22 protein-coding genes are annotated in these 22216 nt (G+C 68.7%); 16 read left to right on the forward strand and 6 right to left on the reverse strand.

Annotated features, from left to right (window positions below):
* The first annotated feature begins 170 nt into the window (after positions 1-170).
* A complete protein-coding gene (locus OG430_RS30260) occupies positions 171-710 on the forward strand; it encodes an N-acetyltransferase (RefSeq protein WP_327355794.1) in 540 nt (179 codons plus the stop codon).
* Positions 711-1160: 450 nt separating this feature from the next.
* On the opposite strand, the gene OG430_RS30265 is transcribed toward OG430_RS30260, so the two are convergent.
* Positions 1161-1463, reverse strand: coding sequence for a hypothetical protein (locus tag OG430_RS30265; protein WP_327355795.1), 303 nt, complete (start codon positions 1461-1463; stop codon positions 1161-1163).
* Between the two features lie 261 nt (positions 1464-1724).
* Here OG430_RS30265 and OG430_RS30270 point away from each other — a divergent pair, with 261 nt between their 5' ends.
* The gene (locus OG430_RS30270; protein WP_327355796.1) at positions 1725-2705 is read left to right on the forward strand and encodes a hypothetical protein; all 981 of its coding nucleotides are present in this window, start codon (positions 1725-1727) and stop codon (positions 2703-2705) included.
* Between the two features lie 326 nt (positions 2706-3031).
* Here OG430_RS30270 and OG430_RS30275 read toward each other — a convergent pair whose 3' ends face one another.
* Both OG430_RS30275 and OG430_RS30280 read right to left on the reverse strand, forming a co-directional pair.
* Positions 3032-3235, reverse strand: coding sequence for a DUF397 domain-containing protein (locus OG430_RS30275; protein ID WP_327355797.1), 204 nt, complete (start codon positions 3233-3235; stop codon positions 3032-3034).
* Positions 3236-3237: 2 nt separating this feature from the next.
* A complete protein-coding gene (locus OG430_RS30280) occupies positions 3238-4119 on the reverse strand; it encodes a helix-turn-helix domain-containing protein (RefSeq protein WP_327355798.1) in 882 nt (293 codons plus the stop codon).
* Between the two features lie 224 nt (positions 4120-4343).
* Here OG430_RS30280 and OG430_RS30285 point away from each other — a divergent pair, with 224 nt between their 5' ends.
* From OG430_RS30285 to OG430_RS30300, 4 genes are all read left to right on the forward strand, one after another.
* A complete protein-coding gene (locus tag OG430_RS30285) occupies positions 4344-4955 on the forward strand; it encodes an ATP-binding protein (protein ID WP_327355799.1) in 612 nt (203 codons plus the stop codon).
* Positions 4956-5478: 523 nt separating this feature from the next.
* A complete protein-coding gene (locus tag OG430_RS30290) occupies positions 5479-5913 on the forward strand; it encodes a hypothetical protein (RefSeq protein WP_327355800.1) in 435 nt (144 codons plus the stop codon).
* A gap of 267 nt (positions 5914-6180) precedes the next feature.
* Positions 6181-7110, forward strand: coding sequence for a YDG/SRA domain-containing protein (locus OG430_RS30295; RefSeq protein WP_327355801.1), 930 nt, complete (start codon positions 6181-6183; stop codon positions 7108-7110).
* 148 nt (positions 7111-7258) lie between these two features.
* Positions 7259-8707: a DNA sulfur modification protein DndB gene (locus OG430_RS30300; protein ID WP_327355802.1), complete on the forward strand. Its 1449-nt coding sequence runs from the start codon at positions 7259-7261 to the stop codon at positions 8705-8707.
* Between the two features lie 730 nt (positions 8708-9437).
* Here the strand turns inward: OG430_RS30300 and OG430_RS30305 are convergent.
* A complete protein-coding gene (locus OG430_RS30305) occupies positions 9438-10487 on the reverse strand; it encodes an SEC-C domain-containing protein (protein ID WP_327355803.1) in 1050 nt (349 codons plus the stop codon).
* Positions 10488-10776: 289 nt separating this feature from the next.
* On the opposite strand from OG430_RS30305, the gene OG430_RS30310 reads away from it, so the two are divergent.
* The 6 genes from OG430_RS30310 to OG430_RS30335 all read left to right on the forward strand — a co-directional run bounded on the left by OG430_RS30310 (position 10777) and on the right by OG430_RS30335 (position 15584).
* Entirely contained in the window at positions 10777-11520 is a 744-nt protein-coding gene (locus OG430_RS30310) for a class E sortase (RefSeq protein ID WP_327355804.1), read from the forward strand.
* A gap of 9 nt (positions 11521-11529) precedes the next feature.
* On the forward strand, positions 11530-11766 hold the full coding sequence (locus OG430_RS30315; RefSeq protein ID WP_327355805.1) for a DUF3311 domain-containing protein: 237 nt from the start codon (positions 11530-11532) through the stop codon (positions 11764-11766).
* On the forward strand, positions 11763-13301 hold the full coding sequence (locus tag OG430_RS30320; protein WP_327355806.1) for a sodium:solute symporter family protein: 1539 nt from the start codon (positions 11763-11765) through the stop codon (positions 13299-13301). The genes OG430_RS30315 and OG430_RS30320 overlap by 4 nt, the downstream gene beginning before the upstream one ends.
* A 70-nt stretch (positions 13302-13371) precedes the next feature.
* A complete protein-coding gene (locus OG430_RS30325) occupies positions 13372-13689 on the forward strand; it encodes a DUF6412 domain-containing protein (protein ID WP_327355807.1) in 318 nt (105 codons plus the stop codon).
* A 94-nt stretch (positions 13690-13783) separates the two neighbouring features.
* Positions 13784-14548, forward strand: coding sequence for a YidC/Oxa1 family membrane protein insertase (locus tag OG430_RS30330; protein ID WP_327355808.1), 765 nt, complete (start codon positions 13784-13786; stop codon positions 14546-14548).
* Between the two features lie 178 nt (positions 14549-14726).
* Positions 14727-15584: a fumarylacetoacetate hydrolase family protein gene (locus OG430_RS30335; RefSeq protein WP_327355809.1), complete on the forward strand. Its 858-nt coding sequence runs from the start codon at positions 14727-14729 to the stop codon at positions 15582-15584.
* Positions 15585-15656: 72 nt separating this feature from the next.
* On the opposite strand, the gene OG430_RS30340 is transcribed toward OG430_RS30335, so the two are convergent.
* Both OG430_RS30340 and OG430_RS30345 read right to left on the reverse strand, forming a co-directional pair.
* Positions 15657-16130: a heme-degrading domain-containing protein gene (locus OG430_RS30340; RefSeq protein ID WP_327355810.1), complete on the reverse strand. Its 474-nt coding sequence runs from the start codon at positions 16128-16130 to the stop codon at positions 15657-15659.
* Positions 16127-17212 carry a Gfo/Idh/MocA family oxidoreductase gene (locus tag OG430_RS30345; RefSeq protein WP_327355811.1) on the reverse strand — a complete coding sequence of 362 codons (1086 nt, stop codon included), beginning with the start codon at positions 17210-17212 and terminating at the stop codon, positions 16127-16129. The genes OG430_RS30340 and OG430_RS30345 overlap by 4 nt, the downstream gene beginning before the upstream one ends.
* 89 nt (positions 17213-17301) lie before the next feature.
* On the opposite strand from OG430_RS30345, the gene OG430_RS30350 reads away from it, so the two are divergent.
* The 4 genes from OG430_RS30350 (at position 17302) to OG430_RS30365 (ending at position 22208) form a co-directional block, all read left to right on the forward strand.
* Entirely contained in the window at positions 17302-18519 is a 1218-nt protein-coding gene (locus OG430_RS30350; RefSeq protein ID WP_327359282.1) for an ROK family transcriptional regulator, read from the forward strand.
* Between the two features lie 234 nt (positions 18520-18753).
* Positions 18754-20055 (forward strand): hypothetical protein, encoded by a 1302-nt coding sequence (locus tag OG430_RS30355; RefSeq protein WP_327355812.1) that lies wholly within the window; start codon positions 18754-18756, stop codon positions 20053-20055.
* Positions 20056-20171: 116 nt separating this feature from the next.
* Entirely contained in the window at positions 20172-20936 is a 765-nt protein-coding gene (locus OG430_RS30360; protein WP_327355814.1) for a GntR family transcriptional regulator, read from the forward strand.
* A 150-nt stretch (positions 20937-21086) separates the two neighbouring features.
* Positions 21087-22208: a TIGR03364 family FAD-dependent oxidoreductase gene (locus OG430_RS30365; protein ID WP_327355815.1), complete on the forward strand. Its 1122-nt coding sequence runs from the start codon at positions 21087-21089 to the stop codon at positions 22206-22208.
* Positions 22209-22216: the final 8 nt, after the last annotated feature.

Consider the following 22216-nt stretch of genomic DNA (forward strand, 5'->3'; position numbering starts at 1 on the left):
TGTGGCGGTAGTTGATGATCCAGGGCGAACCGTATGGGGTCGGATCATCCTGCGCTTAACCCGCAAGCTTTCCAATTCGCCTACATTCGACCATGAGGCCCACAGGGTCGGTACGGACTCCGGACTCCCCCTCAGTACACCGGAGTTGACGTGAACAAGGAGTGGAACAGGTGATCTGTTACGGACCCACCGTCCTCGACCTCGTGGAGGACCTGGTGGACGCCTACGCCGAGGTGTTCTCCGCCCCGCCGTGGAACGAGAACGAAGAAAGCATTCAGCGATTCCAGTACCGCCTCTGCAACGACACCGAACGTCCCGGCTTCCGGGCCGCGTTGGTCCAGTCCGGGCAGGGCGTGGACGGCTTCGCCACGGGTTGGATCACGCCGGAGTCCTTGCCGGACACGCCCACGTACGCCCGGATCATGGAACAGCTCGGCCCTCAACGGGTCGCCGAACTCCTGGTCGGGGCACTGGAGTTGGACGAGCTGGCGGTACGCCGGCACGCGCGACCGCAGGGAGTGGGACGTTCCCTGCTCTCGGAGCTCACGTCGGACGCTCCGCTGGGGCGGGCCTGGGTGGTCCTTGCCCGCCGGGCTGCGGCCGCGGTGGCCAGCTACCGAAGGCTGGGCTGGCACGAGGTGCCGTCGTTGCCGTCGTCGGGGTCCGAGCTGATGGTGTTCCTGGCGCCGAGGCATCCTGCTGTGGCTTGAGGCGGGTCTGCTGGTCGCCCTGCGAACAGCTTCGGGGCTCCGCCCCGGACCTTCCCGTAGGTCTGCGACGCCTGGGCTTCGCCCCTGGCCCCCGGATCGGCCTGCGGCCACCGGCTCGGCTCCGCGCCGGCCTCAGATCGGCCTGCGGCCTCTGTCCTCAAGTGCCGGACGGGCTGATGGATGAGCCCGGATGAATCAGCCCGTCCGGCGTTTGAGGACACCGCCCGCAGGGCGGACGGCGGCGCAGCCTTACGGGAAGGGGCGGGGAGGGGCGAGGGTCAGCCCGTCCGGCGAGGACCGGGGCCCGGGGCAGAGCCCCGAGACGACACGGGGACAGGCCAACCCCGGGCGGTGCAGGCCAACCCCGGGCGGTGCAGGCCAACCCTGGGCGACGCAGGCCAACCCCGGGCGGTGCAGGCCGACCCGACGTGGCCGGGCCCGAGCCGGAGGCTAACCGCGTCGATCGGCAACGACCCAGGAAGCCCCCGCCACAACCCCCGCGACAGCGAACACCGCAGGCCAGGCCCCCACCTTCTTGGCCAACGGATGGGCGGCCCCGAACCCGGCTACGTACGCCCCGGTAAGCGCCACGGCAGCCCCGATACCCGCCTTCCGCTGCCACTGCCGAGAGGCAACGGCCCCCGCCGCGGCGAGCGTGATCCCACCGAGGGGCCGCTTCTTGGTCCAGCGCGCCACGGCGTACCCGCCGACGAGGCCCGTCGCTGCGGTGGCCGCGGTGGGGATCTGGGGCATGGGGAACCTCCGGCGTGGTGCGAGTGGTGAGAAACGTGTGCGTACGAGGCTATCCGGGGCCCTCATCGAGACAGCCCGGGGGCCCGACCGGCCGGCGATCAGGGGTGGGGCATCCGGAACCGGAGATTCTGCGGAGCGGGAGTTCGATCCGCTCGAACTCCCGCTCCGCAGAACCCCCGACTCCGCTACGACCGATCGGCAGGGCTGTCCCGGTTTCGTCACCGCCGATCCGGCGCTCTGCGGGCGGGGCAGGGCCAGGTCATGCGTACGACTCCAACTGCCCTTGCACACGCGCTCCTTAACGAACCCGCCTACCCACTCGCCCAGGGCCAGGACGGCCTGCTCACCCACCGCCAGCTGATCGAACTGGGCTGCCCCAGGGCAACGATCAGCCACCGCTGCCGCCCGAGCGGCCCCTGGCAGCGCGTACTCCCCAGAGTGGTCCTCCTCCAGACGGGCCCACCCACCCCCCAACAACGCCTACGCGCAGCCCTCTTGTACGCATCCCCGAACGCCCTGCTCACAGGCCAGGCGGCACTCTCCCTCTACGCGGTCCGCTCGGCCCCACACGTGGCCTCGCTCCGCACGGTCGACATCCTGGTCCCGGAACCCCGCCGCCTCCGCAACACGGCGTACGTCCGCATCCACCGCACCCGCCACGTCCCCCGAGCCCTCCCCATCCAAGGCCTGCCCTGCGTCCCGCTACCCCGCGCGGTGGCGGACACGGTCCCTTCCCTGCGCCGCGAATCGGACGTACTGGCCCTGCTGGCGGGAGTGGTCCAGGCAGGCCGCTGCACGGTCGAGCAACTGATCGCGTCCCTGCGCGCGGCCCACTTGGCCAGCTCCCCGCACGTCGCCGCCACGCTGCAGGCCCTGATCGCCGGGGTGCTCTCGGTGGCGGAGGAAGAGGCCCACCGTCTCCTCGCAGGCTCAGGCCTCCCAACCCCCTTGTGGAACCCAACCCTGCACACGCCGTCGGGGGCCTTCCTGGCCAGGCCTGATGCGTATTGGCCCAGGGAGGGGGTGGCTCTGGAGATCGACTCGGAGGAGTTCCACCTGGGTCCGGCCTCGTACCGGGCGACTTTGCGGAGGCGGTTGCGGATGGAGGGGTATGGGGTGGGGGTGGTGAGTGTGGCGCCTCGGTTGGTGCGGGAGTGCCCTGGGGAGGTGGTTGCTGCGATTCGGGCGAAGTTGGGGGTGGGGCGGGTCAGGCCTGTGTCGGTGGTCGTGGCCGACCGGTAAGCGACGCTACGAGCCCGCGCCCGGGCATTCAGCCCGGGCGTGCTCGCAGCTCAGCTTTCCCGCCCCCGCCCCGCATCGGACCCTTAGCGCCCCCAGCGGGGCGACACCCCCTGGCTTCCTACCCTGCTGCCGTCTTTGCCCCTACACGACCGCCCTAATGCTCTGCCTGTCACCGGTGTGTAACTCGAAAGCCCCGTACTGACAGAAATAGGGGAAAGTCAGCCCACGAGCAGCCGCAGACGACAACGAGACATGCGGAGGCCACCGAAACCACCTACCCCCACCAGCCACGCAATCCTGCTCCTACCCCACCGCCAGGGATCGCGTCAGTCCGCAGTGCGGACTTGGGTCGTGCCGGCCCCGGCCTCTCGCAGAAAGGAATGCCAAGCGGCAGTGGAGAAGCGGAGGGTTGCGCCCCTGGGCTGCTTGGAGTCACGCACCGCCACGGAGCCGGGAAGGTTGGTGGCCACCTCGACGCACTCGCCGTTGCCGCTGCTGTAGCTGGACTTCGCGAACTCGTAGCCGGGCATGCTCACATCTCCTTGCGGATGCTCTCGATCAGGGCGCGCGAGTCGTGCTGCGCCAGTGAGAGCCGGGCGATGCGGTCGAAGAGGTTCCCGTGGTGGGCCGCATCCTTCTCGCTCTCCAGCCACAGCGTAGATGACGACGTGTCCATGTAGACCACGTCCATCGCGCCGGACTCGGCGAACGAGACAAGGTTGAATGAGCTGGTCATCCCGGGGTGAGCTCCGGCGAGTGCCGGCATGACCTGAAGCTTCACGTTGGGCAGTCGCGCAGTGCGTACGAGATGGTCGAGCTGCGCCCGCATAACTTCCCGCCCGCCTACGAGTTGGCGGAGCGCACCCTCGGCGACGACGGCCCAGATCCGCAGCGGGGACTCACCCTTGAGCCGAGCTTGACGGGCAACCTTGGCCTCCACGAACCGCTCGATCTCGTCCGGGTCTTCCCAGGAGGCGCTACCGACGGCGAGTGCGCGAGCGTAGTCGGGGGTCTGGAACAGCCCGGGAACAAAGGCCAGTTGCCAGGTCCGGACCGACGTGGCGACATCCTCCAGAGCGACGTACTCAACCAGCGAGCGAAGCTCCGGGTACTGATTCCACCAGCCGCGGGCCTTCCGTCGATCCCGATCAGCAGCTGCAAGGGCCAGCAGGTGCTCGCCGACCTTGGCATCCGTGATTCCGTACAACTCGCACAGGGCCCGAATGTCCGGGTCCCGCATCGGCACCCAACCACTCTCCATCTTGGCGACCTTCGCCGTGGATGCGGTCAAGGCTTTGGCCGCCTGGGTCTGGGTCAGGCCGGCGGCGAGACGGAGCTTCAGCAACTCCCCGCCCAAGCGTCGTCCCAACACCGTGGAAGCACGGTTGCCCTGGGGTGCCTGTTCTTGCCTCACGCGGTTTCCCTCCCTGGGTGCGAGCACAGTTTGGATCTGACCACGGAACGCTCGCAACCACATCGGGTGTAATTTTCCCCGAGTGGATTGCACCCGCTGTGGTTGTGACCCTACCTTCAGTGCTGAACAGCCCACTCTGTGCGGTTAGTTGGGCTCAGCTATGCGCTGGGAGGCGACCAGAGATGATGGATGCCGATGGTTGTGTCACACGGAAGTCTTGGGACTTGCCCTTCGTCGCGGAGGCCTGTGAAGTCGCAGGTCTGCGCAGGGTGATGCGGCTGCACTTGCCGTTGTGGGGCCTACCCGAACTCATCGAATCGGCTCAGCTCTGCGTCACGGAACTGGCCACGAACGTCATCAATCACGTGGGCGTCGGAACGCCGGCCGAGCTTGCGGTGTCCATGAATGGCACCTATCTCCGCATCGAGATGCGGGACCCGAATACTCGGGCTCTGCCCACGCTGCTCTCCGTAGACGGCGAGGCTGAGGAAGGGCGAGGCATGGCGATCGTCGACGCGATCACTCACCGGTGGGGCGTGACGCTTCGGGAGGATGGCAAGGCGGTGTGGTGCGAGTTGGAGACTGGGCTGATGTCGCCGAACGGGCACGCCGGGGGCCCACGGGTTGAGCAGGCGGAGGCATGTCTTTCTCTGTACGGCTCCGCAGTGCCTCAATGGGCCCTCAGTACCAGTCGCTTGAGCGCGGTAGTGGGGGAGGCGTGGGCGATCGACCTGATCGCCGACCTCCTTCATTGGCTTCGGGCACATGGGTGCGATCCCGACGAGGTGCTGGATCGAGCGCAGGTGCACTTCGAGGCCGAGATGGGCGCGGTTTAGGGCGGTGGGCCTGCGCCGTCCTGCCGTCCCTCCAGGCAGGTGCCCTCGGGGGCGGGGCAGGCCAATGCCATGCGTACGACTCCAACTACGGCCGACTTCACCCCCCCCTTCACCTCGTGGCCCGGGTCCAGCACGGTCTGCTCGCCCGCCTCTAGCTGATCGAACTGGGCTGTCCCAGAGGAACGGTGAGCCACTGCTGGCGCCCCGACGGGCCTTGGCAACGCGTGCTCCCCCGAGTGGTGCTGCTCAGACGGGCCCGCCCACACCTCGACAGCGCCTGCAGGCAGCCCCCTCTTGTACGCATCTCCGAACGCCCTGCTCACAGGCCAGGCAGCGCTCTCCTGCTACGCGGTGCGCTCGGCCCCGCACGTTGCTGTGCTCCGCACGGTCGACGTCCTGGTCCCGGAACCCCGCCGCCTACGCAACGCCGCCTACGTCCGTATCCATCGAACCCGCCCCTTCCCCCCATGGGTTGCTCGTCCAAGGCCTGCCCTGCGTCCCGCTGCCCCGCGAGGTGGCGAACGTGGTCCCGTCCCTGTGCCACGAGTCCGACGTTCTGGCGCTGCTGGCGGGGGTGATCCAGGCGAGCCGCTGCACGGTCGAGCAACTGATCGCGGCCCTAAGCTCCGCCTATCTGGCCAGTTCACCGCACGTCGCCGCGGCGCTGCAGGCGTTGATCGCGGGGGCACTGCCGGTGGCTGGGGAGGACGCTCGGCGGATCCTGACCAAGTCCGGGCTCCCCACCCCCTTGTGGAATCCGGCTTTGCGCACACCGTCGGGTGCCTTCCTGGCCCAGCCGGCCGCGTACTGGCCTCGGGAGGGGGTGGCCCTTGAGATCGATTCGGAAGAGTTCCATTTGGAGCCGGCCTCGTATCGGGCGACCTTGTGGAGGAGGTTGCGAATGGAGACGGCCGCGGTGGACGTGGTGAGTGTGGCGCCGGGGGGCGGAGTGCCCTGAGGAGGTAGTGGCCGAAATCCGAGCGGAGTTGGGGGCAGGCGGGGGCGGCTGGTGTCGGTGGTTGTGGGCGACGGTTGAGCGACAGGAGCCCGCAGGAGGAGCCTGCGAGCGAGTCCGTGTCGGTGAACTCGAAGGTCTGCATGGTCAGGACGTACCTAGGGGCTTAAGGCATCACTTCTCGGCCAAGTAGCACCCACATCCGGCCGCTGATGAACGTCACGTGATCGAGGCTTCCACAATCGATCACCCGGTAGGCAGCATGGCCGCATGGCTGCATACAGGGCTGCCTTCGGGCACATCGGGGACCATCTGCCGGGCGCGCACTTTGCTTCCAGGAAGGAAGCCAAGGATGCCGGTCTTACGAAGGAGGCGGAGGCCGGCATCTCGTGGGGGCGCGACGTTCAGGGCGAGGTGGCCGCCGATGCGATCGTGCTGAACCATGGCTACGAAGATGACGTGGATTGGTGGTCGGACATCATCTACACCGGCCATGGTGGGCAAGACCGGTCGACCAAGCGTCAGGTGAGAGACCAGAACTGGACTGATCGCGGGAACGCCGCACTTCGGCGGAGTGGTGAGAGGGAGTACCCGGTCCGGGTACTCCGGGGGGCCAGCGGTGAAGAGCTGTACTCGCCAGTCACGGGATACCGGTATGACGGGCTGTACCAGGTCGTTGAGTGGCGTCAGAGCGAAGGGCAAGCCGGCTTCCAGATGTGCCGCTTCCGGCTTCGGCGCCTGACGGATGATCAGCAGGAGCTCACGCCCATCGAGCAGCAAATAGCGGATCTGCTTGCTGGGGTGCCGCCCCGTCGGACTTCGACCATTGATCGCATCGTGCGCGATACCGCGGTCAGCCGTCGAGTCAAGAGTTGGTACAGACACAGGTGCCAGATATGCCAACTAGCCCTCACTGTTGGGGCGGATGGGGCGAGCTACGCGGAGGGCGCCCATATTCAAAGTCTGGGCAACTCCGACCCTGGCCCTGATGTTGACGGCAACGTTCTTTGCCTGTGCCCCAACTGTCACATCCGCTTCGACCGTGGAGCTCTCTACCTTACGGATGACCTGCGAGTGGTCGACAGGTTCGCTGCCGAGGCGCCGCGGGTGCGGCTGACAACAGACGAACGGCACCGGATACAGAAACGTTTCGTACGTGCACATCGGCGGCGTTGGCGGATCGTGGAACAAGAGGTCTAGTTGGTTCCCGGGCAGGTGAGGAGGGCGGCGCTTGTCCGGCAACCTCACAACACTTCTCAAAATAGGCCTGGCGTATAGTCGCCGAGTGGTTGAGTGCAGGGGTGTTGTGCTGCACTCCCGCCAGGCGCAGGGGAGTGAGACGAGGGACATGTCTGAACACATAGAAGCGACCAGCGATCTGGATGCCGTTGCGTCCAGCCTCAAGGGCAACTTGCTGAGTTTGCCAGCGAAGTTCGAGGCGATCGGCTTCCTCTCGGCCGCGGGCGTGATGAAGAAGGTGACGTTCGTTGTTCCGTTCCGGGAGGTTGCCGAACAGCTCACCTTTGAACGGCTCCTCGACCGGCACGATTTCGACGCTGAGAGCCTGACCACGCCTGGTCAGCGAGACATCAGCCAGTCGCATGCGGACAAGATCGCCACCTTCCTGCAGGGGGCAGACCGGCCCTACCTCGGCACGCTTACCGTGGCCATTGACGAGAGTGACGTCAGGATCGAGGAGATCCAACGTGTCTCGCCAAACGTCTCACTCGTGCGTCTGACGATCCCTAGCACCAGCGACAACCCTGTCATCGAGGACGGTCAGCATCGTGTCAAGGGTCTGACGCAGGCTTGGCAGGTCATCACCGAGGACGCCAAGAGGTTGCCGGAGCAGCAGCAGTTCAGTGAGGCTCGGAATCTCCTGGAGGCGAGCAGCATCGAGGTCACGATGCTGCTAGAGAACGATGCGTCTGTTTTGTCGACGATCTTCGTGAAGATGGCCAGTACGCGGCCGATCAGCTCCAGCCTGATAGCCATCATGGACTCCAGCGCGATCCAGAATCGGCTGGGGCAAATGGTCACAAGGGGCAGCATTTTCCTGGCGGATCGCACCTCCTACCTGAGTGCGGCAGCCGCACGCAAGCTGGCCTCAGCGAAGGGGAGGGGGTACGACCCCCTGTATCCGGCTGCCGCTGTGCGATCGGCTGCTGCGTCCATGGCGGGCGTTGGCGTGCGCGACCGAAGTCCTGACCAACGTGAGGGCATCCTCACCGCGCTGATCGAGAAGCGGGCGCGCGATGAGCAACGGTCCATGGAGGACGTCCTCAAGGCGGTCGCCGATGAAGTGGCGTCGGCAGTCGACTACGCCGCGGGCCGCATACCTGGATGGAAGCAGTTGCTGGCCGGGACAACGACGGTGTCCGACTTCAAGGCCAACTTTGTCCATTCGTCGGCTGCGGGCCTCCATGTAATTGCCAATGTCATTGCGGTCGCTCGAGCGGCTGGGATCGATACGGAAGCTGTCATCGATGCGTTGGCGGAGGCTCCGTGGAGTCGGTACGACCTGCGTGAGACCCAACGTGACGGTGAGGTTGTTCGTGTTCACGAGCTCTATGAAGGAACACTCGTGAACACGGCCTTCGACACCAAGGCGGGGATGTGGCGGGCGGCGCCTGGTGGCGCGACACGCACGACGTACGAGGCCGCAATCAAGGAGACCTTGCGGTGGCTTGCCGACAATGATCAGTCGCTGCGGAAGCTGACGGACGTCTCCGTGCTGCAACAACTGGGCTTGGGTGGCCGGAAAGTCGGGCGACCGAGCAAGCAACTAAAGGTGTAGAACGTCGTGTTCAAGGGGTGTGTGCAGACAGTGAAACTCAACAGGTACGAGTTTTCCCGGAGTTACTGGAGGGTCGACGGGTCACCCGTTCGAGTTTCCTGTGGACGCGTGTACTACACTCGGCCCGTGACTCGTCCTGTGACTTGTGGTGCCTAAGTGAGGGCTGGGTGGTGCGCTAAAAAGGGCATCACGTACATAAGTGACAGATCGGGGCGCATGTGTCACTCGACTTCGAGGAAGGCCCTACATGCACCGCGTGATCGACCTCCGGGCAGCGCTGGCGCCACCCGACAGACCTCATCTCCTTAAGGAGGGGGGTCGCAGCCATCAGCTTGGCGGCAGGGCTGCGACCCCGTGTCTCCGTCTCATGAACAAACCCATCAGCAGTGCGATCCGCTATCAGATGTGTCATGGGAGGGGGACTCATGCATGGTAACCGTTATCGGCCACTGAGGTCAGTGTGGGCGAGGCGGCGCCGCATCGTGGCTGGTGAGGCTCGCTTGGCATGGGGCAGCCTGCCGACGGCGCAGTCGTACGCGGACCTCATGGTCACACTCATCGAAATCGCGCCCGGCGACGTAGAGGGCATGGCCTGGTGGTCTGCCTTCGGGATCGGGCTGAAGCTGTGCGAGCGAGTCCGGAACCGTTCGTGAGCCAGCGGAGGGGCGTGTGAAAGGGGCGGGGTCGGGATTCTCCTGACCCCGCCTTCTCCGTGAAGGTCTCGGCTCGCCTACGGCGCAAAGGGCCCATGGCATTGTGCGTATTGGTTCCCCGACCCACACCAGCACTCCCCCCGAGGCGGCCACCCCACAGCCCTCCCCCTAGCCGCCAACGTCGTCGCATACTGAGGCAGCAGATCCGCATCCCCCGGAGAAGCAGCCTCCGAAGCCGCAAACGCCTCATAAGAAGGCACAGTCGCCGTAACGATCCCCAGATTCGGCGTCCCCGAAGCCGAGAGTTCCCGCAACGCCCCCTCTATCCCCGCCAAATGCTCCTCATGCGAGGGGTACTCAGAAGCCAGCGCCGGATACGCGGAAAGCAGTTCCGCCATCTCGCTTGCAGGCCAGTGCAGCACCGCCACCGGGAACGGCCGTGACAAGGCCTCCCGGTAAGACCCCAACTCCGCCCGCAGCCGCGTGATTTCAGCCTGTAGCTCCGCCGGGTTGGACGACCCCAGTGCCCACAGCCGCTTCGGGTCGTGCAGCTCGTCCAGCGGGACCGGTGCCGTGTGCAGGGAGTCTGCTGCGAAGTCCCAGGCGTCGTGGGCCGCGCCCAGGAGGCGGCGGACTCGGTGGCGGCCGATGAGGAGGGGGCGGGACTCGTGGGGGATCGGGGTGTCCGGGGTTACCAGGAGGTCGGCGGCCTCCGTGAAGATCTCGTGGGCCTGGGTCAGTTCGTCGTGGGATTCGAGGGCCTCGGCCACGATCACCCAGGCCGCCGGGTCGCGCGGAGCCGCGACGCGTACGCCGTCGATGATCGCGCGGGCCTCCGCCTCGTGGCCGTACTCCCAGAGGTTGGCGGCCTTCAGGGCCCGGACCAGGACAGGGTTGTCCAGCGCACCCGACAGCAACTGGTCGTAGAGCGTGGTCGCGCGGGCCCGTTCGCCGGCCAGTTCCAGGTGGGCCGCCGCGTGCAGCAGTAGCTGCTCGGCGTCCTCGGGGTACTGGGTCGCGGTACGCAGCAGGCGCTCGGCTTCGGCGATGTGGTCGGCGCTCAGGTCCGGGTGGCCGTGGTCGGGACCGGGCTCGGCGTCGGCTTCGGCAGGCGTGTCGGGGCGCATGAGGGACACGGTACTGCGGCCGGGGGAAATGGGCGCAGGGCTGTTCAGGTCGGGTGTAGTCGGGTGTATGTGCGCAGGGGGCCAGGGCGGACAGTCCCTCGTCTCCATCGCGGCGTACGTCCACGAGCCCGGCCCTGGTGAGTTGTGCGGCCAGCACCTATCGTGCGCCCCGGCGGAGGGAGGACAGCCGGTGCTGCGGGAGTGGACGAGGCGGGGGCGGCAGCCCGAAGTGATCGTGCAGGGCGGTGCTCGGGGGTGGGGGCGGCGGCAGCGGTCCCGGGGGGCCGGCGTGCTCTGGGGTGGTGCCGAAGTCGCCGTCACCGTCGGGCTCGTGCTTCTGCTGCTCGTCGTCCATCAGTTGTGGTGGACCAATCGGCAGGCCAGGCAGGGCGCCGAGCGCCAAGTGCAGGCCCTGGAAAGGGAATGGGCGGCGTCCGAGGAGCGTTCGCCTGACGACCTCGCTGACGTCCCTTCCGAGGAGCCGGACGAGCAGGCGGAAGAGGAGCCCGGGAGCGGGGACGGAGCCGGCGATGGCCCGCAACAGCCCGTCTCCGCAGCCAAGCCGCCCCCGAAGCCCGACTGGGACCAGGCCTACGCCGTGCTCACCATCCCGCGCCTCGGCATTCGCGTCCCCGTCGCCCAGGGCGTCAGCAAGAGCGGGGTGCTGAACAAGGGTTACGTCGGTCATTACCCCGGCACCGCTCAGCCGGGCGGGAAAGGGAACTTCGCGCTCGCCGGGCATCGGAACACCCATGGTGAGCCCTTCCGGTACATCAACCGGCTTCGGTCGGGGGACCAGTTGAAGGTCGAGACGAAGGCGGCGACGTATACGTACACCGTGGGAAGGACGCTTGCGCAGACCTCGCCCCGGGACGGCGGGGTCATCGCCAAGGTTCCGCAGAGTCAGGTCAAGCCGGGCGCGGGGTACAGCGAGCCGGGGTACTACATCACGCTCACCACCTGCACACCCGAGTACACGTCCAAGTACCGCCTCGTGGTGTGGGGCAAGCTCACCGGCACGCGTCCTCGCTAGGCTCGCGGCGTGATCACACGCCCCCGCCGACGTCACCCGCATCGCCATCTCCTGTGGCTGGTCGTCCCCTTCCTGCTCTTCATCGTCGCGCTGCCCTTCGTGAACCGGGTCGAGCCCGTCGTTCTCGGGCTTCCGTTCTTCTTCGCCTGGTTGCTCGGCGCGACGGTCCTCACGCCCGTGTCCGTGTGGCTGGCCTGGCGCGGCGATCACAAGGCGGCGACGCACAGCGAGGCGGGGACCCGATGAGCAGCGACGCCACCATCGCCACCACCATCTTCGGCGTCTTCATGGTCGCCACCGTGGCTCTCGGGCTGTTCGCCGTGCGGGGCCGGGGCGGGCAGGGCGGGCTTGCCGAGTGGTCGGTGGGTGGGCGGAGCCTCGGAGCCGTTTTCATTTGGGTGTTGATGGCGGGGGAGAGCTACACCAGCTTCAGCTATCTGGGCGCCGCGGGGTGGGGGTACAACTACGGGTCGCCCGTGCTGTACGTCGTCGCGTACATGTCCTGCGGGTACGCCGTCGGGTATCTCGTCGGCCCCATGCTGTGGGCGTACGCGCGTGATCATCAGCTGGTCGGGATCACCGACATCATCGCCCACCGGTACGGCCGGCCCTGGCTCGGCGCGGTCATCGCCGTCCTCGCGACCGTGTTCCTGCTGCCCTACATCCAGCTGCAGATCACCGGCATGGGTGTCGTCGTCTCGACGATCTCCTACGGGTCCATCAGCCTCAACTGGGCCTATTTCATTGCCTTTGCCGTCACCACCGGGTTCGTGGTCGTGAGCGGGCTGCGGGGGAGTGCCTGGGTGTCCGTGCTGAAGGACGTGCTGGTGATCGGGACGTTGGGGTTTCTGGCGTTCTACGTTCCCTTTCATTACTTCGACGGGTACGGGCCGCTCCTCGACCGGATCGTCGCCGAGAAGCGCGACTGGCTGACGCTGCCGGGGCACGGGGGCAGTACCAGCGGGCTCGGGCAGGCCTGGTTCGCCACCACCTCCTTCCTCAATGCCCTGACCGTCGTGATCTTCCCGACGACCGTCGCGGGCTATCTCGGCGCCCGCAACGCCGACGCCCTGCGCCGCAATGCCATCTGGCTGCCCGCGTACAACGTGTTGCTCTTCGTGCCGATGCTGCTCGGGATGGCGGCCCTGTTCGTCGTGCCCGGGCTTGCGGGCGCCGACTCCAACCTCGCCCTCTTCAAGCTCATCGTGGACTCGCTGCCCGCTTGGGCGGTCGGGGTGATCGGGGTCGCGGCCGCGCTCTCCTCCGTCGTGCCGATGGCCGTGTTCATGCTGGTGATCGGGACCATGTGGGGGCGCAGTGTGCTGTCGCTCGTGCCGAGCCTCGCCCGGGACCGGCGACAGAAGGCCGCCTCGCAGGTCGTCGTCGTGGTCGCCGGAACGATCGCGTTGATCATGACCTATGCCGTTCCCAACACCCTCGTACGGCTGTCACTGATCTCGTACGAGGGGATGGCGCAGCTCGTCCCGATGCTGTTGCTCGGCCTGGTCTGGCGCCGCTTCTCGACGGCCGCCGCGCTGAGCGGGGTCGCCGTGGGGGTGGCGATCGTGTGTGCGCTGGTGTTCACCGACAACGATCCGGTGCTCGGCGTGAACGCGGGGATGGTCGCCCTCGCCGCCAATCTCGCGGTCGCGCTCGTGGTGACGTACGCGGGGCCCAAGGACCGGGACGAACGACCCGACGGCGACGTACTGGCGCAGGATGTGCTCGGGAAGGACGTGCTCGGGAAGGACGTATCAGGGAAAGAGGCCCTGGCGAACTAGCCGCCCGGCAAGTAGGCTCGTGTCGACCGTGCGAGACAGGACCCTGCGAGACCAGAGAGGAGAACCGCACATGCTGAACGGCTGGAAGTCCATGAAGACCACCCGCCCGATCGCCGTGCTGCTCTTCCTCCTCGCCCAGGTCCTGCTCACCGACGCCGGCACGCTCTCCGCCGCCGTCGCGCTCGCCGCCACCGCCGCGGCCGGGTCCGCCCTCGCCGTGTGCACGGTCATCGCCTCGCGCACCGCGCCCGCCGTGCCGCCCGCGAGGGTGCGTACGGCCATCCGCGACCGTGAGCAACGCACCGCCTTCCTGCCCCAGCGGGACCCCGACGCCTCCGGGCGCCGGCGCCCCCGAGCACCCGGCCGTCTCGTCCTGACGGCCGCGTAGGGCACACGCGCATCCACCTGTAGCCCTGGCTGCGGTCCGTCACGCCGACGTTCTTCACTTCCCGGCACTGACGAGACCCCCGGAGGGCTCACCCATGTCCGTCTTCTCCGCTTTCTTCGGCGGCTTCGCCGACCTTGTCGAGCGCTTCGCCGACGTGCTGCACCCGATCTTCCAGAGCTCCGCGGCCGCCGCCGCGATCATCCTGTTCACCATGGCCGTACGCCTCGCCGTGCACCCCCTCTCGCGGGCCGCGGCCCGCGGTCAGCGGGCCCAGCGCAGGATCGCGCCGCAGGTCGCCGAGTTGCGCAAGAAGCACGCCAAGAGCCCCGAGCGCATGCAGAAGGCGCTCATGGAACTGCACGCCAAGGAGAAGGTCTCGCCGTTCGCCGGCTGCCTGCCGAGCCTGCTGCAGCTGCCCGCGTTCTTCCTGATGTACCACCTGTTCTCGAGCTCCTCGATCGGCGGCGAGCCCAACACCCTGCTCGGCCACCAGCTCGGCGGGGCGCCCCTCGGCGGACGCTTCCACGACGCGCTTGCGGACGGCGGTCTCTTCGGTGCGGCCGGGCTTGTCTACCTCGCGCTGTTCGCGCTCGTCGCCGCCGTCGCGACCTTCAACTACGTGCGTACGAAGCGGCAGATGGCGGCCGCGCCCGCGCAGCCCGAGGGCACCCCGCAGATGCCCGGTATGGGAGCAATGATGAAGTTCATGCCGCTCATGTCCTTCATGACGCTCTTCACGGTCGGCGTCGTCCCGCTCGCGGCCGCGCTCTACGTCGTGACCAGCACCACATGGAGCGCCGCGGAGCGCTTCTTCCTCTACCGGGACATGGTCCCCGGGACCCTCGCCACCGCGATGTGACTGCCGCGCGGCCGCCTCGGACCTGATCCCTACGGTCCAGTACGTGAATGGGGTATTGCGGAGTGGACGAATTCATTGGAGGATCAGCCAATCCTCCGATGGCCGCAACCCATCGGCCGGTCAGGGCTGCGCAACGCCGCGCGCCCGGACCGACCCTACGACCACAGGAGAGCGAACGATGAAGCTGCTGCGAGTCGGAAACGTGGGGGCGGAACGCCCGGCGCTGCTCGACCAGGACGGCACCCTGCGTGATCTGTCGGAGCTCGTCCCCGACATCGACGGCACGGTGCTCGCCGACGCCGCCGCGCTCACCCGGATCCGGGAGGCCGCCGCCGCGGGCACGCTGCCCGCGCTCGACGCCGACGGACTGCGCATCGGTGCGCCCCTGGGCAGCATCGGCAAGGTCGTGTGCATCGGGCTGAACTACCACGACCACGCCGCCGAGACCGGCGCCGCGATACCCGCCGAGCCGATCGTCTTCTTCAAGGCGGCGGACACGGTGGTCGGCGCCAACGACACCGTGCTCGTGCCGCGCAAGTCCGTGAAGACGGACTGGGAGGTCGAACTCGCCGTCGTCATCGGCAAGACCGCCCGCTACCTGGACTCCGCCGAGGAGGCCCTGTCGTACGTCGCCGGTTACGCGGTGGCCAACGACATCTCCGAGCGCGAGTGGCAGATCGAGCGCGGCGGCACCTGGGACAAGGGCAAGAACTGCGAGACGTTCAACCCGCTGGGCCCCTGGCTGGTCACCGCCGACGAGATCGCGGACCCGCAGGACCTGTCCCTGAAGCTCTGGGTCAACGGCGAGCTGAAGCAGGACGGCACGACGGCCGAGCAGATCTTCCCGGTCGCCGAAGTGGTCCGCTACGTAAGCCAGTTCATGACGCTGTACCCGGGCGATGTCATCAACACCGGTACGCCGGCGGGTGTGGCCATGGGGCAGCCGGAGCCCAAGCCGTATCTGCGGGCCGGTGATGTGGTGGAGCTGGAGATCGCGGGGCTTGGGCGCCAGCGCCAGGAGCTGAAGGACGCGTAAGCGTTCGTAGTGTTCATACGTTGCTGGGCCCGACCTCTGATCAGAGGTCGGGCCCAGCAACGTATGGGCGGGTCAGCGCGTGCTGAAGCGCTCCAGTGCCTCGATCACCATCGCGTGGTCCTCGGCCTGGGGCAGGCCCGAGACGACCACTGTGCCGATGACGCCCGCGCCCTCGACCGCGATCGGGAACGCCCCGCCGTGCGCGGCGAACCGGTTCGGGTCGAGCCGTGACGAAGCCTCGAAGGTCGTCCCCTTGGCCCGGAAGCGCGCGCCGACCAGGAAGGACGAGCAGCCGTAGCGCTCCACGACGCGGCGCTTGCGGTCGATCCAGGCGTCGTTGTCCGGGGTCGAGCCGGGCAGTGCCGCGTGGAAGAGCTGCTGGCCGCCGCGCCGGATGTCGATCGCGACGGGGGCGCTGCGCTCGCGCGCCATGTCCACGAGCAGGGAGCCGAGGGCCCAGGCGTCGTCGTACGTGAACTGCTTGAGGACGAGGCGTCGTTCCTGGGCTTCCAGGGTCGCTATGGCGTCGGTGTTCTCGGTGCTCACAGGGTCACCGTCACACCGTCGCGGGCCGAGCGCCGGGCCGCCTCCAGGACGTCGAGGGCGGCCGCCGCCTCCTGTGCGGTCACCGGGTTCGAGGCGCCCTCGCGCAGGGCCGCCGCGACGGCCGCGTAGTACGCGGGGTAGTCGCCGGGGAGCGTCGGCTCGGGCCGTCCGCCGCCGGTCAGCGGGGACTCGCCGGACCCGACACCGCCCCACATCGACTCGGGCTCGACGCCCCACTCGCCCTCGTCGGTGGGCCGCTTGCCCTCGCGCAGGGCTGCCTCCTGGGGGTCGAGGCCGTACTTCACGTAGCCCGCGCGCGATCCCAACACGCGGAAGCGCGGACCGAGTTGGGCCGTCGTCGCGGAGACGTACAGGTGTGAGCGGACGCCGTTCGCGTGGGTGATCGCGAGGAACGTGTCGTCGTCGGCCTCCGCGTTCGGGCGGCGTACGTCCGACTCGGCGTACACCTGGACCGCGGGTCCGAAGAGGACGAGCGCCTGGTCGACGACGTGACTGCCCAGGTCGTAGAGGAGACCTCCGATCTCCTCCGGGTTCCCGGACTCCCGCCAGCCGCCCTTGAGTTGCGGCCGCCACCGCTCGAAGCGGGACTCGAAGCGCTGTACGTCGCCGAGCTCGCCGTCCGCGATCAGCTTTCGCAGGGTCAGGAAGTCGTTGTCCCAGCGGCGGTTCTGGAAGACGGAGAGCAGCAGCCCCCGCTCGTCCGCGAGCGCGGCCAGCTCGCGCGCCTCGGCGGCCGTGCCGGCCAGCGGCTTGTCCACGACGACGGGCAGGCCCGCCTTCAGTGCGGCGGTGGCGAGCGGGACATGGGTCTTGTTCGGCGAGGCGAGGACGATCAGGTCGAGCTCGTCGGCACGCTCCCAGAGCTCGTCGGGGGAGTCGGCGGTGCGTACGTCCGCACCGAATTCGGTACGTGCCTGCTCCTGCCGCTCCGGATTCGAGGTGACGACCGTGTCGAGGACCAGGCCCTCGGTCGCCGCGATCAGCGGGGCGTGGAAGACGGAGCCGGCGAGCCCGTAGCCGACGAGGCCGACGCGGAGCGGGGCGGGGATCGAGGAGGTCATGCCATCCACTTAAGCAACGCTGTTGCCAAAGTGCAAGCTCGGGGGACAATGGGCGCGTGAACAGCGCGAGCGAGGGTGAGGGGCACGGGGTGCGGGGCGGCGAGGGGACCAGTGGCGGGGGCGGCGGCGGGGCAGGGGTGACCGCCGTGCGGGGGCACAACGATGCGCTGGTGCTCGATCTGTTGCGGGGCGCGGGGCCGGACGGGATCAGCCGGCTGGAGATCGCCGAGCGGACCGGGCTCACTCCGCAGGCCGTCAGCAAGATCACGGCGAGGTTGCGCGGGGTCGGGCTCGTCGCCGAGGCGGGGCAGCGCGCCTCGACCGGGGGCAAGCCGCGGACCGTGCTCAGGCTGGTGCCGGAGGCGGGGCGTGCGGTGGGGCTGCATCTGGACCGGGACTCGCTGACGGCGGTCCTGGTCGACCTGTCCGGCGCGCTGATCGCCGAGCGCCGGGCGCCGCTGGACTTCGGGGCGGGCGGCGAGGCGGTGGTCGAGGCGGCGGCCGCGGAGGTGGCAGGGCTGCTGGGCGAGGGCGGGGCGGGCGAGATGGCGGGCCGCCCCGGGGGCCTTGGCGAGGTCCGGTCCGAGGGTCACGGTGACGGCGCGGGCCGGCCCGGTGTCCTCGGGGTCGGTGTCGCGCTGCCCGGGCCGCTCGACCATCGGCAGGGGATGCTGCACCGGGTCACCGGGTTCCCCGAGTGGGACGGTTTTCCGCTGCGCAAGGCGCTGCGGCGACGGCTCGGGCTGCCCGTCGTCGTCGACAAGGACACCAACGCGGCCGCGCTCGGGCTCGCCCTGGCCGGTGCCACCGTGTCGCCGCGCGGTTCGTTCGCGTATCTCCATCTCGGTACCGGACTTGGCGCGGGGCTCGTGCTCGGTGGCTCCGTCTATCGCGGGGAGCGCACCGGGGCTGGTGAATTCGGCCACCAGGTCCTGCAGTTGGACGGGCCCGCGTGCGAGTGCGGCAACCGGGGATGCGTCGAGGCGCTCTGCCTCGCCGCCGTCGGCCGGGGCGCGATCGACGAGGCCGCGCGCGTGCTCGGTGAGGGCGCCGCGAATCTGGTCAGCCTGCTCGACATCGATCTGGTGCTGCTCGGCGGGCAGGCAATTGCCGCTGCTCCGCAGCGATTTGTGCGGGGCGTCGGTGCCGTCGTCGATGAACGCGCCCGGCGCGGAGGGGCGATCGCGGGGGTGCCCGTGCGCATGGCCGGCGGTGCGGAGCGCGTAGTCGCGGACGGGGCCGCACAGTTGCTCCTCGCGCCGCTGTTCGGCCGGGCGAATGTGGCCTTTCCCGCCAATCGGAATTGACTGAAACTGGGCTGATAGGGGGGTGTTCGGCGGCCATTCGGCCGTACGGGGTCGTGGCGCGTGCGAAAGGTCGCGCGCGCGTGGCAGGGTCACGGGCACCACGAACGGCTGATGTCGGCGTTCGTCCTGCATGTTCTGCATTTCTACATGTTCTGCATGTTCTGCATGTTCTGCACGGTTCGTGCTGGCTTCTTGCTCGGCCCTTGATTCGCGATCAGCAAAGGCTCTTCCTCCATGCGACTGCGCAGCGCCCTCGCCCTCGGTGTCACCGCCGCCGCCATTGCCCCCACGGTGGTTTCGGTGCCTGCTGCCGAGGCGGACGAAAGCCTGCTCTCGAGCAACGTGTGCGCGGTGACCGGGTTGTTGAGCGCTGTTGTGGCGGACTCGTCGTGCGGTGGAAGTGGGGCCCAGACCGACGGGATGCTGCAGCCGGACCACACGGCGCAGACGGCTGACCAGGCGGCGCAGACGGCCGACCAGGCGACGGCTGCGGACATTGGGGGCGTCGCGGACACGGGGCAGCAGACGGGGGTGGATACGGCAGCGGACACCGCAGCCGACACCGCTGCTGATACTGCTGCGGACACCTCGGCCGACACGGCTGCCGACACCGCGGCTGATACTTCGGCGGATACGGCTGCTGACACGGCCGCGGACACCTCGGCCGACACCGCCGCCGACACTGCTGCGGATACGGCCGCCGACACCGCCGCGGACACGGCTGCCGACACCGCTGCGGACACTGCGGCGTCCGACACGACCGCCCAGGACACCGCAGCCGACACGGCTCAAGACACCGCAGCCGACACCGCTGCGGATACGGCCGCCGACACCGCCGCCCAGGCCCAGCCCCCGGCCCAACAGCCCCCCGCCAAGCAGGGTTTGACCGACACCGCCTCCAGCCTGCAGCCCAGCTGCGATGCGGCGGCCGACAGCGACGACTTCCCCATCGACACCAAGATCCACGACGGTCCGACCACTTACACCCCCGGCGGCGGCTTCCAGCACTGGAAGGTCGACCTCACCAATACCTCCGGCGACACCTGCGCCAACCTCCACCCGATCGTCGTCTTCGTCGACCAGGCCCGCACCCTCGCGCCGGGCCAGCCGCAGCTCGAGTTCTTCGACGGCACCAAGTGGCGGCCGGTGCCCTTCGAGAAGACCGACCAGGACGAGAACGTGGGCGTCTTCGACGACGGCTTCGCGGGATTCTCGCTCGCCCCGGGCAAGAAGATCACCGTCGACGTGCGGCTCGCCTTCACCGCCGACACCCAGCCCAACGAGGTCACCGCCAACGTCGCCCTCGTACAGCGTCAGAACGACGACGGCGAGTGGGTCGGCGAGTCCAACGACTACAAGTTCAGCATCATCAGCAGCCTCCAGGCGGACGAGGGTCAGAACCCGCCGCCCACGGGGCTCGCCAAGACAGGCCCCGGCAGTTCGCTGCTCGGGCTTGGGGCCACTGCCGGCGTCTTCCTCCTCGGCGGCGGTGCCCTAGTGGTGGGATCTCGGCGCCTTCGCCTGCGAAAGCGCTGAACCAGCCGTTCCCGCCCTTCCGGAAGGCCGTGCCCGCGCTGCTCCAGCCGATCTCAACCGGCAGCGTGGGCACAGCCACGTCCGGGCGGTGCAGCGCCGCCGCCTAGAGTTCCTTCGTGGACTACCCGAACGACCAGCACCCCGGCGCCCCCGTCAAGGCAGGCATCCCCGAGCACGGCCGGATCCCCAAGTACTACGCGGTCAAGGCTCAACTGGTCGCGCTCATCGATGAGTTGGACGAAGCCGAGGCGCTCCCCGCCGAGCGTGACCTCGCCCTGCGCTTCGAGGTGGCCCGGGAGACCGTGCGGCAGGCGCTGCGGGAGCTGGTGCTTGAGGGGCGGCTGCGGCGGCTCGGGCGGGGGACCGTCGTCGCGGGGCCCAAGCTGGAGCAGCCGCTCGCGCTCGCCAGCTACACCGAGGGCGTGCGCCGGCAGGGGCGCCGCCCCGGACGCACCCTGATCTCCCTCGACCGTTTCCCGTGCCCGGCCGCGCTCGCCGCCGAGATCGAGGTCGGGCGCGGTGAACCGGTGTGGCATCTGGAGCGGGTGCTGCTCGCCGATGACGAACGGGTCGGCCTGGAGAGTACGTACGTCGCCGTGGACCGCGTACCGGATCTCGAGCGTGACTTCGATCCGGACTCGTCCTTCTACGCCTACCTGCACGACCGGCTCGGCATCTCCTTCGGCGCCGCCGACGAGCGCATCGAGACCGTGCTCGCCACGCCTCGCGAGGCCCTGCTCATCGGGACGCCGCCCGCGCTGCCCATGCTGCTGATCCACCGGATCTCGCGGGACGCCGACGGGCGCCGGCTCGAGCGGGTACGGACCCTGTTCCGGGGCGACCGGTTCAGTTTCACCACGCATTTGGGCCAACAGGGCTGAATTCAGGGCAAGTTCACCGTGAAGAAGGCCTCACCTGACGCATTTTGATAACGAGAACGTAACGGGTCTAGGCCAAGTTTGGGGGGTCGTTCACCCTCCCGTTGCCGTGACGTACGGCCCGGGTCATTCGCCCCCAGGAGCTTTGACGTCGTGAGAGTCATCGTCGTAGGAGCCGGCGTGGTGGGAACCATGCACGCCTGGCATGCACTGGAACGCGGCCACGAGGTCGTACAGATCGAGCGCGAGGCGGAAGCGCGCGGGGCGAGCCTCCGCAACTTCGGCCAGATATGGGTCAGCGGCCGCGCGGGTGGCGAGGAACTCGACACCGCGCTCCGCGCCCGGGAGCTGTGGGAGCAGATAGGCACGCGAGTGCCGGGGCTCGGCTTCCGGGCCAACGGCTCGCTGACGCCAGTACGCAATGACCGCGAGCTTGCCGTCGCCGAGGCGGCACTCGCCCGCGAGGACGCGGCGGCGCGCGGCTACAAGCTGCTCACCGCGGGCGAGGCGCGCGAGGTCAACCCGGCGCTGCGGGGCGAGTTCGAGGCCGCGCTGTACTGCGAGCGGGATGCCGCGGTCGAGCCGCGTACCGCCCAACTCGCCCTGCGCGAGGAGCTGTTGAAGTCGCCCGACTACACCTTCCTGCCCGGCCGCGAGGTCCGTGAGGTCATCGGGGAGAACTCGGTGCGCGACGACCACGGCGACGTCCACACGGGCGATGCGGTCGTGCTGTGCACCGGGGCCTGGCTCGGTGGGCTCGTCCGTGAGCTGGCGGGCGACCTGCCCGTGCGGCGCGTACGGCTGCAGATGATGCAGACCGATCCGCTGGGTGAGCCGCTCACCACCTCCGTCGCCGACGCGGACAGTTTCCGCTACTACCCGGCGTACAAGTCACCCGCGCTGGACGAGCTCAACTCCGCGCAGGCGCAGGCCCCGACGGCGGCCGCGTACAAGATGCAGCTGCTCATGGTGCAGCGCGCGGACGGCGGGCTGACCATCGGGGACACCCACGAGTACGAGCACCCCTTCGCCTTCGACACCCTCGAGGACCCCTACGACCACCTCACCGAGGTCGTCGAGTCGTTCCTCGGGCGGCCGCTGCCGAAGATCCGCCGGCGCTGGGCCGGGGTGTACGCGCAGTGCACCGACACCTCCCGCGTCGTCCACCGCCAGCAGGTCCGCGACGGCGTGTGGCTGGTCACCGGGCCCGGCGGACGCGGTATGACCTGCTCGCCCGCGATCGGCGAGACCACTGCCAACGAGCTGGGCTGGTGAGGGAATTG

This window comes from Streptomyces sp. NBC_01304 (assembly GCF_035975855.1).
GTDB lineage: Bacteria > Actinomycetota > Actinomycetes > Streptomycetales > Streptomycetaceae > Streptomyces.

Coding starts and splice junctions, on each gene's coding strand:
- OG430_RS30335 (WP_327355809.1), top strand. CDS start 14,727: ATGAAGCTGCTGCGAGTCGGAAACGTGGGGGCGGAACGCCCGGCGCTG.
- OG430_RS30320 (WP_327355806.1), top strand. CDS start 11,763: ATGAGCAGCGACGCCACCATCGCCACCACCATCTTCGGCGTCTTCATG.
- OG430_RS30275 (WP_327355797.1), bottom strand. CDS start 3,235: ATGCCCGGCTACGAGTTCGCGAAGTCCAGCTACAGCAGCGGCAACGGC.
- OG430_RS30330 (WP_327355808.1), top strand. CDS start 13,784: ATGTCCGTCTTCTCCGCTTTCTTCGGCGGCTTCGCCGACCTTGTCGAG.
- OG430_RS30265 (WP_327355795.1), bottom strand. CDS start 1,463: ATGCCCCAGATCCCCACCGCGGCCACCGCAGCGACGGGCCTCGTCGGC.
- OG430_RS30325 (WP_327355807.1), top strand. CDS start 13,372: ATGCTGAACGGCTGGAAGTCCATGAAGACCACCCGCCCGATCGCCGTG.
- OG430_RS30270 (WP_327355796.1), top strand. CDS start 1,725: ATGCGTACGACTCCAACTGCCCTTGCACACGCGCTCCTTAACGAACCC.
- OG430_RS30295 (WP_327355801.1), top strand. CDS start 6,181: ATGGCTGCATACAGGGCTGCCTTCGGGCACATCGGGGACCATCTGCCG.
- OG430_RS30345 (WP_327355811.1), bottom strand. CDS start 17,212: ATGACCTCCTCGATCCCCGCCCCGCTCCGCGTCGGCCTCGTCGGCTAC.
- OG430_RS30305 (WP_327355803.1), bottom strand. CDS start 10,487: ATGCGCCCCGACACGCCTGCCGAAGCCGACGCCGAGCCCGGTCCCGAC.
- OG430_RS30300 (WP_327355802.1), top strand. CDS start 7,259: ATGTCTGAACACATAGAAGCGACCAGCGATCTGGATGCCGTTGCGTCC.
- OG430_RS30355 (WP_327355812.1), top strand. CDS start 18,754: ATGCGACTGCGCAGCGCCCTCGCCCTCGGTGTCACCGCCGCCGCCATT.